Genomic DNA, 11,440 nt, shown 5'->3' with positions numbered 1-11,440 from the left:
AATGTTCACGATTTTGAGGCGCATAGTGGGCCTACGCAACGAAAAATCGGGGGCATTTGAGCCGAGCTCCCATCAGCGCAGTAGATTAATCCTCAGTCCGACAGGCTCCTAGAGGCCCCGGCCCGGGGACATCGATTGCACGAAGGCCATAGCGCTTTTGCGGTAGGTCTCCGGATCCTTCAGCTCGGCCCGGGGGAAACGCGCCAGCACCATGTCGAAGGATGGCTGGCGCGGGCGGTGGATATGGGCAGTAACCACCCGGGAACCGGCACGTTCCCCCGCCTTCGCCTTGATGCCCATGCGGGTAACAGATACCGAATGGGGCTTCACCCCGAGGTAGCGGGACGGGTGGCTCAGGACCCTGCCGACCTCCTTCAGGTAGCCGTCCAGGGTTGCCAGTGACGTCCGGGCCTCTTCGAGTTCCCGGGCGTTTTCCTGTAGTCGATACCGAAGGGTCTCCGTGTCGGGCACATCCCCGGAAACCGGCCGGGGCGCGGGTTCCAGCCCCTCCGCTACGGATCTGACGTCGCGCAACCGCGTCTGGAGGAGATTCTGCTGCTCGCGCAGTTCGTCCGTCGTCACCCGCAGCGCCGCGACATGCTCCAGTGCGCTGATGCAGAGGGACTGCATGCCTCGCCACCGGCCCATCTCCCGGACCTCACCGGGGTCGTCCGCCGCCACGCCGACCCAGTGATCGCTGTAGTTCACCGCCACCTGGGCGACCCCTCTGCGCAGGATGCCGTTCACGATATCCATGCCGAACACGTTCTTTTCCTGCCGAAACATGCCGAGGGTGCAGTAGATCGCCTCAGTCTCGGGATGGGACGCGACGAACTCCCGCACGACATCGCTCAGGCTGAATACATCCCGCATCGCATCGACCGAGGGGAACAGGGCGTTGACGCGGGCATCGTTTCCGAAGGCCTTTCGGCTGACCTCGACTGGCCCCGGGATGCGTTCGACAACCCGATTGAGGTACAGCAAGGAGCGGATCACCGGTTTTCGCAGCTTGCGCTGGTAACCGCTCACCATCTTGAGGCGGGGATCGGTGTTCTCCACGACCATCTCGATGGCCTTGGCGATGTCCGCCTCGTTGATGCGCCCGTCTTCCCGGACGGTCCTGCGAAAACTCAGTCTGGAGAACCAGGTCATGGCTGGATCACCCCCTGTTGCCAACAATAGGCGCCGACGAACGGAGCGCGGTTTTCCGCTCGCCGCCAACCCTCCGAGAATTATACGACGCCGGCGGAGGGTGTTCCGTCCCGCCCGAATCCACTTGCCTGCTGTCGGCTTTCCCGATCGGTGTCGCGCACGTAAGAACCTGACACGAACGAATAACCCCGAGTGCGCAGGTATTGATTGGCCTCGATCGATTCATGCATAGTCCATGGTACGTTTCTCAAAACTTTCGTTGCCGAATCTCTCGACCGCTGTGGCAATGTTCCGCAGGATGGCGGACAAGGCAATCAGCGGGAGTCAGTATGGCCATCAGCGTCTTTGATCTCTTCAAGATCGGCATCGGCCCGTCCAGTTCACACACCGTCGGGCCGATGCGGGCCGCTGGCCTGTTCGTCGGCAGCCTCGCTTCCCGCGGATTACTGGACGCGGTGTCCCGGGTGCAGGTCCAGTTGTTCGGTTCGCTGGGCGCGACCGGCAAGGGACACGGCACGGACAAGGCGGTCATCTTGGGGCTCGCAGGCGAACTCCCCGAGGAAGTCGATACCGACACCATTCCCGCACGGCTCGAGGCGCTGCACGCAACACGGCGGCTGCGGATTCCCGGCGGTCCGGAGATCTCCTTCAATCCTGACGGCGATCTCGAGTTCCATCGCCGCAAGAGCCTGCCCTTCCACCCCAACGGGATGAGGTTCCGAGCCAGTGACGCAGGTGGCGGAACCTTGCTGGAACGTACCTATTACTCGGTCGGCGGCGGCTTCGTCGTCAAAGAGGACGCGGCGGGCGAGGACCGTATCGTGGAAGACACGACCCGGCTGCCCTACGCATTCACGACTGCGGCGCAACTACTGTCACACTGTGCCGAGAACAGCCTTTCGATCAGCCAGGTCATGTTGCGCAACGAGATGACCTGGCGCAGCGAGGCCGACATCCGCGTCGGGCTGCTGGAGATCTGGCGGGTAATGCAGGATTGCGTCGAACGCGGCTGTCGCACCGAGGGTATCCTGCCCGGCGGGCTCAAGGTCAAACGGCGCGCGGCGCGCCTGCATCTGCAGCTCACCCATGACACTCAGTTGGAGAACGTCCCGCTCGGCACCATGGACTGGGTCAACCTCTTCGCGCTGGCCGTGAACGAGGAGAACGCCGCCGGCGGGCGGGTGGTGACCGCGCCCACCAACGGAGCCGCAGGCATCGTTCCGGCTGTCCTGCACTACTACTGGAGATTCTCACCCGGCGCCGCTGAAGACGGCGTCTTACGGTTCCTGCTGACCGCCGGTGCGATCGGCATCCTCTACAAGGAGAACGCCTCCATCTCCGGCGCCGAGGTCGGCTGCCAGGGCGAGGTGGGTTCGGCCTGCTCGATGGCGGCAGCCGGACTCACCGAAACCCTGGGCGGCACACCGGAACAGGTGGAGAACGCCGCGGAGATCGCCATGGAACACAACCTGGGTCTGACCTGCGACCCGATCGGTGGGCTCGTTCAGGTCCCGTGTATAGAACGCAACGCCATGGGCGCGGTCAAGGCCATCAACGCCTCGCGTATGGCGCTGCGCGGGGACGGCCGGCACTTCGTCTCACTCGACAAGGTCATCAATACCATGCGCGAAACTGGCGCAGACATGAAGACCAAGTACAAGGAGACGGCGCGCGGCGGGCTTGCGGTCAACGTGATCGAATGCTGATCGAAGGCGTTCAATGGGGTCAGACTCGATTGATAGCTATCTATCAATCGAGTCTGACCCCATTGAACGGACCGATGACGGTTGACAGCGCCGGTGCCGCTGGGCTCTACTGTGGGCGCTTAGATCCAACACTACCTGTCGTGTTCCTGCACGAGGAGAATTCTGATGAGTATTCTGAAAGTCCTGGCCGTGATCCTGTCCGTCGCCTTCCTGAGTACCGGTGTGGTCGGTTGCCAGAAGGAAGAAGGCCCCACGGAGAAGATGGGCAAAGCAGTCGATGAGTCCGCGCATAAGACCGGTGAGGCCATGAAGGAATCCGGCGAAGACGTCAAGAAGGCGGTGGAATAACCTTTTCCCGAAAATAATTTCCGGCCCAGCAACGAACGGGGCCGGAATCTTTTTACGCACCCCCGATCACGCAACGCGGTGGCTACCGCGTACGTCTGCGCCGCCCGAAGAATCTGCGTTCGGTCACCCGTCCGGGTCAGGCTTCCTGAACGATCGTCTCTATCGGGACACCGGAGCGCAGTGTCTGCAGATTGACGCAGCTGCGCTCCGAGGCTGACAGAAGCTTCTGCAGCAGCTTGGGATCAGTCCCGTCGGCCGCCTTGATTCTGCCCCGACATTGCACCTTCTGGAACCCGACGGGCGTGTCGCGGTCGACACATGAGCGTACCTCGTACATCAACATCGGCAGAGACGTCCACTTCGAGTTCCGTGAGCGTTACAGCAAGGCGATCGGACAGAACTGACCGTAATCCATCGTAGCCTCAGGCGAACAGGAAAAGTGTAGATCATCACGACAGGAACCGTAGTTGGATACTGCGGAACGGCGAGTATTACGGACGGTTCCGTGCGCCAGGACTCACACGGTAGACTTTCGGTGTCCTTGTTAGGGTTACCCTAGGAATTGCCGGGCGCGTCGAGCCTGTCGATCGCTTCCTCCTCTTCCCCGATGCGCACGGCGACCTGCTCTCGCTGCGCGATCAGTACCCTTTCGACCTCCTCGTCCATCCGATCGATATCCTCGACCGAGGCGATCGCCCGGCCGAGGACACGCTCCCCTGCGTGGATCAGATCGTTCTGGATATCGTAGGCATACGCCGAGTCGTTCATCAACGACGTGGCCATGTCCGGTGTGATGCGATCCTTGATAATCACCTGCAGTGCGGTATCGGGAAGCTCCAGGGCGGCGTCGTTGACAAACAGGGGGCGCGCGATGTCCGGGTCCTCTCGAGTAACCTGACGAGAAGATTGATCGCCGGCAGCATCGACACGACACCGACCAGGTTGAACAGCGTATGAAACACGGCGAACTTCAGGGTGAAGTTGTCCGCCGCGATGCCCACCAGATCGCTGGTCCTGTCCACGGCAAGGGCGAACCGCTTGATGAACAGAATCGCGATAGTGCCCGTGACCAGATTAAAGATCAGGTGCGCCACGGCCAGCCGCTTGCCGGCCACGAGCCAGGCCCCCGTAGTCGTCCCCAGGTTCGAGCCGAATATGATGCCGAACAACGGACTCTTCCAGGTCCTGTCCGAGGTTCGCTGGAGAAAGGCCTCCAGAACGCCGCCGCTGAACGACTTGAATCCGATCTCCAGCGCCGGCAGCCGATCAGGAAGATGGCCACACCCGCCGCAACGGTCTTGAACTCGGGACTGACCCAGAATCCGTAACCCAGTACGACAAATACTGAGGGAATGATGAGTTTCTTGAACACGGAGGGTATCTCGCTTCTCTGCGGGACACCGCAGTCGTATCCCAGCGATAGATAGTTTCTAGCCTCAGGGTTGAAGCGTCACCTTGATGAGCGTGTCAAGCGGCACAAGCGCGGGATCGGCAAAAACCACCTCGCCCTCGAGGTTCGCCAGACGATCCTCCATTGCGGTTCCTCCCGGTTCATGCGCGTCGTGATTCGGACTGCAACTCGCCAGCAGGAATGGCAACAGGGCCATGATGAAAAATCGAGGCATCCACCCCCCCGGAACAAGAAAATGCCCCGTCGGCAAACCGGACGGCTACAGCTGGGACTCGATCGGCAGAAACCCGGCAAACCCTACGCCCATGCGGCGCCAGATGCTGGTGTAGGGGTCCACGTCGAAGACCTTCTCCTCACCGTCCACCAGGCCGTGCCAGAGGATCCGCTCCCTGCCGTCGTCTTCGGTCACGAGTTCGAGCCGGAATGCCAGTTGGTCGATATTGGCATCGAACCAGTCCCCCATCCCGCCGGCGATCTCCGGCGACTCGATGAGCAGACCGATCTCCGTGTTCTCACTCACCGAGCGGGGATCGAGGTTGAAGGAACCGATAAAGGCGCTCTCCCGGTCAAGCACGAAGGACTTGGTATGCAGGCTTGCCTTGGACGAGGGCTGCGGCCCCTTCATTGCCTCGCGTTGCGTCCTGGAGAGTCGCTTGTTCATTTCATACAGTTCGACGCCGGCTCGCAGCATTTGTTTTCGATACTTGGCGTACCCGGCATGAACGACCGCGACGTCCGTGGACGACAGCGCGTTGGTCAGGATTCGCACACGGACCCCTCGTTCCGCGAGTTCCGACAGGGCCTCGACGCCCTTCTTGCCCGGGACGAAATAGGCGGAGAAGACGATGAGTTCGTCCTGCACGTCCCCGAGGTGGGGACCGAGTTGCGTGGCAAGTAGCAAATCCTCCCTGTCGCTTCTCTCGGCGATCTTCTCGGGCCGGTCGTAGAACACGTCCGCGTCCGCCCAGATGAATTCCACATTGTGGTTTTTGACATCTTTGGCCAGCGTGGAATCCCTCAGTGCCTGCATGTACGGCGAATCGCGGTTCGATTCTGCGAAGGCCGCAAGCTCCCGGTACGTGGCCGCGATCTCCGCCTCGTCGGGCATCTCCCGTACCAGGGTCGAGGCCGGATACGCGAGTTCGCTGTTCCAGTAGAGGTCGAAGGATTGCGAGACCTCGTCCACGATCGGGCCGACCGCCAGCACGTCCAGGTCCGCGAAGGCCAGGTCGGCGTGGGCATTGAAATATTCGTCACCGATATTGCGCCCGCCCAAGATCGTCGCGATGTTGTCCGCGGTGAACGACTTGTTGTGCATTCGACGGGTCACCGAACCCAGGCCGGTCACGTACTGCGTCATGCGCCAGGTATCGCGGCTGAAGGGGTTGAACAGACGCACCTCGACGTTGGGATGCGCATCCAGCGCTGCCGCGCCCTCGTCCCGGCCGCCGAGATCGATGTCGTCGACCAGAAGCCGGACTCGCACGCCCCGGTCCGCCGCCTTGACCAGCTGATCGAGGAACAGCTTTCCGGTTAGGTCGTTGTGCAACAGGTAGTACTGGGCGTCGATGCTGCGCTCGGCCAGATTTGCCAGGGCGGCGCGGGCAACGAAGGCATCCAGACCGTTGCCCAGGAGGAGAAAACCCGACTCGCCCGGCTTGGCGGCACTCTCTTCTCGAATCGCCTCCGCCATGCGGGTATCGCCGACATCGCGGTAGGCGTGCGACTCGACGCGACCGACGTTTTCTGGGAGTGTCGCACATCCGCCGGTCGCCATCAGGACCAGCAGGAACAGCCTGCCGGCCCACGCCGCGAAACGGCTTCGCGTGACGGTCAGCACCTGTTATCCATTTGCAACAACGCGGTGCGTACCTTTCGATGGGAACACCTTCGACACATGCGGGTCACTTGAACAGCAGGTAAATCTCGGCGCGCAGGCGCTGCCCCTTGTACACCAAGCCGTTGAGCTTCTTCGCCAGCACCCTGGCCCCGGACTCATCCAGGTCCACGCCCACCGTCGCCAGGTTGCGGTGCGGATTGTCAGACAGTTCGATGGAGACTTCCTTGACGGTGACGCCGTACTTCTCCAGCGTCTCGCGAATCTCGTCCTCGGTCGTTTCAGCAGGAAACCCCGAAATAGCGATGTCCATGTTCAGTCGCCTCGCGATTGTAGTGGTCTCTGACTTCAGCGGCATTCTATGCCATCCCTTGAGACGCTCGCTACAACCGGCGAAACACCAGCGATCCGCCTCGGGGGCACGCTAAACCCGACGGATCTTGCCGTTGCGGGAGGCTGCGCCAGGGTTCAGAATCGGGTGCAACCAGGCGAATCAGGAGTTGCGACCCGGCCAGCGGTGACGCTTGTGTCCGGGATTCCCGCCAGACGGGTCGTGAAGGTTTCGACACCGCGATCCCTGCTGCATTCGCACTTCAGTAAACAGCGAACCGACACGGGCGAACCACGATGAGCGAACAGAAGGTATTCAAGTTTCCCGGCAGGGAAATCGACGTGACCTGGGACGGGAGACTCTGCATCCACATCGGCGAATGCGGCAAATCCGAAGGTGAACTCTTCGTCGGCGGACGCCAGCCCTGGTGCGTTCCCGACACCAGCACCGCGGCGGACGTGCGGGAGATCATCGAGCGCTGTCCCAGCGGCGCCCTGACCTACGCGGACAAGGGCGGTGTCGAGGAACGGCCCGCGCCCGCCAACACCGTCCACGTAACCTACAACGGGCCCCTTTTCGTCTCAGGCGATCTCGATATCGTCGGAGCCCCGGACGAGATGCCGGGAGTCCGGTTCCGTGCGGCGCTGTGCCGTTGCGGACAGTCTCGCAACAAGCCCTTCTGTGACAACAGCCACGCGAAGGCGGGATTCACGGACCCCGGTGGCGTCGGCAAGAAGGGGAACGACTCGACGGGAGAGGGCGGCAACCTCGAGATTCGCGCCACGCAGGACGGCCCGTTGATCCTGAGTGGCGACTTCGCCATCACAGCGGGAAACGGCCGTGTGGCCTGGCGCGGGAAGAAGGCCGCATTGTGTCGCTGCGGGCAATCGGCGAACAAGCCCTTCTGCGACGGCAGCCACAAGGAAGCGGGATTCAAAAGCGGTTGAACGCCGAGGGCAATCCGTCCCGCACCCCGTTACCCGGTCGTGACCCATTGGCGTTGGGTCGCGCGACGCGTTTCATCGCGATAGCCAGTACAGGACGCCCGGGAGGTCCGCCAGGCCGAGGTTGAAAAACCAGGAGTTGGCGGTGTCGCCGAAGTCGCGGGCCCCGATGCCGAGGCGCAGACGGTTGTTCAGGAAGCCGATGTGGACGTCGCCTCCAAAGGTGTTCTGGGGCGCGTCCTCTGGAGCCTTGAATGTATGGTAGAAGGTCGGTGCGACGCCCACGCTGCTGATCAACTTGTAGTCGCCCATCTGTGTCAGGTCCAGGCCGGCGCCGAGAAAGTTCTCCCGGTTGGGACCCGCCGAGGAAAACAGGCCCCCGGCGAACCCGACCGATCCCCGGATTCCCAGAAGCGTTCGCGGCGTCAATGCCCATGTGGGCTGCCAGGTCAGTGTCAGGTCCCCCTCGACCACATCGAAAGCGATCTCGTAGGGGATGATATTGCGCCACCACCATTGGTCCGGCGCCGTGGACGGCGCGAAGGTGAAGCTCGGGTAGCGATAGGTCGCGGTCTGAAGGACGAATGCCGAGCCGCCCATGACCCCGGTATTGGCCGTCTGCCGTTTCGCGCGGTCCGGTTCACGCGCCGCATAGATCTGTTCGGACTGCCGTTCCAACTCGACCATGCGTGAGGTCGTGCGCCTGACCAGCTCGGACGACCAGGTGTCGGGGTCCGCCATAATCTGCGCTAGCAGGGTATCCTCGTCATCGATCGGCGTCGGTTGAAAACCCTCTTCGCGTAGATGGTCGAAGAACTCCCGCTCCACGACCAGCGAGGACGTGGCGCCCTGTTCCTTCTCGGAATACCCCGCGAGCGCCGCTGCGATCAGACCATCATGAATGGTTTTCATGTCGCGCTCTTCCGGTGGCATGGGATCGTAGGCGAATCGCATCTCGCCCGCCTGACCGAATTCCGCCCGTGCCTTCAGGGCAAACACGTAGCGCGCCCCGGGGTCGTCTCCGATCCCCAGGATCTCGAAGCCTTCCTCGGCGACACCGTCACGGCACTTGGCGTAGAGTTCTCGCTGCTCATCCCGGGAGAAGTTCTGCCTGCAGATCGTGTCGGATGCCACGACTACGGCGTCGTACACCCCGGCATAGTAGTCGTACTCTCGAAACTTCAGATCCAGGAAGGCGCCGAAATCGCCGAGCAGCTCTCCCGTGATCGGCCCGCCAAGGCTCGTTACCCGTAACGTCCGATCGTTCTTGATAGCGAGCGCGGACAGACGAATTCGCTGCGGAATATTTCCCGTCCGTACCCCGGTCAGATCGACGATGTCGACGAGGGCGTCGGCCAGGCGGCGGCGGAATCGCCGGACGTCGACGCGGCAGGTCGCGACGAAATCCAGCGATATGATCGAATCCTGGGGCTGACAACTTTTCACGACACCGGCCCGGAGCAACTTGCCGACCGAGAACGGCGAAGAGATGGGAGTCTCGACTCGGCCATAGGCGCTCTCGAGCAGTCGGCCGGCGTTACGCAGCGCGTCCGCGCAATCCAGCCTCGAGTCGAAGTACGGCAGTACGTCGCTGCATTGGAAACCGGGCCGGTTCACCGCATCGGTCGCGCCGAGTTCGTGGGCGAGCCCTGCGAGATTCAGGCTCCACTCGGCGCTGGTCAGCTCTCGATACAGTTCGAAGTTACGCGCCGTGCCGACTGCACCCAGCAGGACACGACTTTCCGCCTCGAGGCTGTATTCTAGCTGACGACAGGCCGCCGGCGGGTCCGGCCGGTCACAGCGCCTGTCAGTCTCGGGTTCCAGCACGCTGTAGCGAATGCGGCCCGGATCCAGGTAAAAGTAATTCACTGGCAGACGATCCGCCGGAACGTCGCCACGTGACTCGGCAAGGGTGCGTGCAAAACCGATGGGGATGTTGTCGAACAATCCCCCGTCGGCGAACTCGGCTTCGTTCAGAGTGTAGCCGGGGGGGCAGGTCAGTTCATCCGCGTCTTCGGAAACCGCGGACTCCGGCGCCTCTCCCGTCTCCAGCATGCGGGTCAAACGGCAGTAGGCGAGGCGCTTGCGACCGAATCCCATGGGGAACGCACTCGTCGTGAGCATCGCCGCCTCGACGTCCGCGTCACTGATCGAGTGCGAAGGGGCCCCGCGGGCGGTCGGCAGCAGGATCATCGCAGGGTCGTTCACTTCCGGGTATTCTTCGGGATCGAAATAGAAGCCGACGGTCCCGTCCGGCTCCACACGCAGTTCGATGGGTACGAGAAAGCGCTGATTCCTCACGTCGACCCCGGAGACGGTCAGGGTTTCCGGCTTGACCCGGGTCACCACCACGCCGAAGGGTACGTGGCAGCCCTGCCGGAACTTCGGCTGGCGCCACTGCTCGCGCAATATGGCCGCACTGTCCAGCAGATCGGCGCGCGACAGGGTCGCATCGTCGAAGCGGTAATCCGGCGAATCGGCGCGGTCCGGCACGAGACGGTTGACGTCGACCGGTAGCCAGAGATTGCGGAAAAAATTGTCGTCGACGCGGTTCGCCGGACCCCCGACGGATTCGGGGCGTGAACACCAGGCCAGCGCCGAGAGCAGGGTGTTGATGCCTCCGGCAGACGTACCTGCAACGCTGGCCATCTCCAGCGGCCGGATTGTCGCCCCGGTGGCTATTCTGCCACCGTGAAAACGCTGCATGATCGCGATCAGCCCCCAGTTGAGTCCGGCCTCATAGGCACCCTTGCTCGCGCCGCCGCTGATGGACAGAGAGACAGGTAGACTCTCGGGCTTGCCGGTCGCCGCGATACCGGGCCACGGCGCGACTGCCAGGCAACAACCAAGCAGGACTTTACGAAACCCCTTCGAATCCATACGCAGAGATACCCCGGACCGAGACTGGAATCCGCGGCAAGCTTAGCGCGACGGGGCATATCGCGAAACCTTTCGGAAAGTCTATCGACAGGTGTTTTCCGGTCCGGCACGACGCCGTGGAGAGTCCCCGACGAGAGCGTGTCCCCATTCGTCGTAGCCAGGTTGTGCGGTACGGGATCTGTTATCTTTAATTAACCGAAAAAGACGCATTGCGACTCCCGTACCAGGACATCCCCGTCCCCCCGAATGGAGTCTTAGGCGATTGCCGGAAAATGGCATACCAGATTGCGCCGGATTTTCGTTCGTCATCAAGGCGCGACATCAGGCGCATCGTCGAACGATGGAACGGTTGTCGCAACACAGAGGACGGACGAAAAGACAAGCAGGATGGTATGTCATTTGACGGAAATCGCCTTATTGGAGACAACGATGAAACCACTTCTCAACATTGCGCTGTTTGGCGCGATGCTGCCGTTTGCGGCCATGGCCGGTGACGCACTGTACGACATGACGCCCTACCCGGCGCCGACGGCAGGACAGATCCGAATGGTGTTCCGTGTCCCGGCCGTAGAGATCGAGGATGACCGAAAGGTCGAGATCCTGGTCGGCATGACCATCCCCGTCGACTGCAATCAGCACTGGTTCGGCGGCAATCTCGAAAGGCGGGTGGCGGAGGGTTGGGGTTACCCATACTACGTCCTGGAAAAGGCCGGTGGCCCGGCGAGCACACTCATGGCATGCCCACCCGGGGAGGAGAGGAAACCGGCCTTCGTCAGGGTTCGGGGTAACGGGTCCCTTCAGCGCTACAACAGCAAGCTACCGGTCGTGGTC

Annotated in this window: 12 protein-coding genes; 4 read left to right on the top strand and 8 right to left on the bottom strand. The window is 62.2% G+C overall.

The features are described from left to right. Window positions 1–108 precede the first annotated feature (108 nt). Window positions 109–1,152: a hypothetical protein gene (locus LJE91_03815; GenBank protein MCG6867867.1), complete on the bottom strand. Its 1,044-nt coding sequence runs from the start codon at window positions 1,150–1,152 to the stop codon at window positions 109–111. A 329-nt stretch (window positions 1,153–1,481) separates the two neighbouring features. On the opposite strand from LJE91_03815, the gene LJE91_03810 reads away from it, so the two are divergent. Together LJE91_03810 and LJE91_03805 are read left to right on the top strand one after the other, a co-directional pair. Next, the gene (locus tag LJE91_03810) at window positions 1,482–2,858 is read left to right on the top strand and encodes an L-serine ammonia-lyase (protein MCG6867866.1); all 1,377 of its coding nucleotides are present in this window, start codon (window positions 1,482–1,484) and stop codon (window positions 2,856–2,858) included. 165 nt (window positions 2,859–3,023) lie between these two features. After that, complete coding sequence (locus LJE91_03805; GenBank protein MCG6867865.1) at window positions 3,024–3,206, top strand: hypothetical protein; 183 nt, start codon at window positions 3,024–3,026, stop codon at window positions 3,204–3,206. A gap of 136 nt (window positions 3,207–3,342) precedes the next feature. Here LJE91_03805 and LJE91_03800 read toward each other — a convergent pair whose 3' ends face one another. The 6 genes from LJE91_03800 to LJE91_03775 all read right to left on the bottom strand — a co-directional run bounded on the left by LJE91_03800 (window position 3,343) and on the right by LJE91_03775 (window position 6,812). Beyond that, a complete protein-coding gene (locus LJE91_03800; GenBank protein ID MCG6867864.1) occupies window positions 3,343–3,549 on the bottom strand; it encodes an OsmC family protein in 207 nt (68 codons plus the stop codon). A gap of 212 nt (window positions 3,550–3,761) precedes the next feature. Continuing rightward, window positions 3,762–4,019, bottom strand: coding sequence for a hypothetical protein (locus LJE91_03795; GenBank protein ID MCG6867863.1), 258 nt, complete (start codon window positions 4,017–4,019; stop codon window positions 3,762–3,764). Then, window positions 4,016–4,375: a hypothetical protein gene (locus LJE91_03790; protein ID MCG6867862.1), complete on the bottom strand. Its 360-nt coding sequence runs from the start codon at window positions 4,373–4,375 to the stop codon at window positions 4,016–4,018. Before LJE91_03790 ends, LJE91_03795 begins: the two co-directional genes overlap by 4 nt. Window positions 4,376–4,642: 267 nt before the next feature. Beyond that, a complete protein-coding gene (locus tag LJE91_03785) occupies window positions 4,643–4,831 on the bottom strand; it encodes a hypothetical protein (protein MCG6867861.1) in 189 nt (62 codons plus the stop codon). A 45-nt stretch (window positions 4,832–4,876) separates the two neighbouring features. Beyond that, the gene (locus LJE91_03780) at window positions 4,877–6,457 is read right to left on the bottom strand and encodes a phospholipase D family protein (protein ID MCG6867860.1); all 1,581 of its coding nucleotides are present in this window, start codon (window positions 6,455–6,457) and stop codon (window positions 4,877–4,879) included. A 64-nt stretch (window positions 6,458–6,521) separates the two neighbouring features. After that, window positions 6,522–6,812 carry an RNA recognition motif domain-containing protein gene (locus LJE91_03775; GenBank protein ID MCG6867859.1) on the bottom strand — a complete coding sequence of 97 codons (291 nt, stop codon included), beginning with the start codon at window positions 6,810–6,812 and terminating at the stop codon, window positions 6,522–6,524. A 269-nt stretch (window positions 6,813–7,081) separates the two neighbouring features. Here LJE91_03775 and LJE91_03770 point away from each other — a divergent pair, with 269 nt between their 5' ends. Further along, window positions 7,082–7,732, top strand: a complete 651-nt coding sequence (locus LJE91_03770) for a CDGSH iron-sulfur domain-containing protein (protein ID MCG6867858.1) — start codon at window positions 7,082–7,084, stop codon at window positions 7,730–7,732. A gap of 72 nt (window positions 7,733–7,804) precedes the next feature. Here LJE91_03770 and LJE91_03765 read toward each other — a convergent pair whose 3' ends face one another. Further along, complete coding sequence (locus tag LJE91_03765) at window positions 7,805–10,609, bottom strand: patatin-like phospholipase family protein (GenBank protein ID MCG6867857.1); 2,805 nt, start codon at window positions 10,607–10,609, stop codon at window positions 7,805–7,807. A 465-nt stretch (window positions 10,610–11,074) separates the two neighbouring features. Between LJE91_03765 and LJE91_03760 the strand changes: the two genes are divergently transcribed. Further along, window positions 11,075–11,440: ecotin (locus LJE91_03760; GenBank protein MCG6867856.1), on the top strand; the 366-nt coding region annotated here is incomplete at its 3' end.

The sequence above is a fragment of the Gammaproteobacteria bacterium genome (assembly GCA_022340215.1).
Classification (GTDB): Bacteria; Pseudomonadota; Gammaproteobacteria; order JAJDOJ01; family JAJDOJ01; genus JAJDOJ01.
Note: the sequence above shows the minus strand (reverse complement) of the source record. Positions and strands in the feature narration are given on the sequence as shown.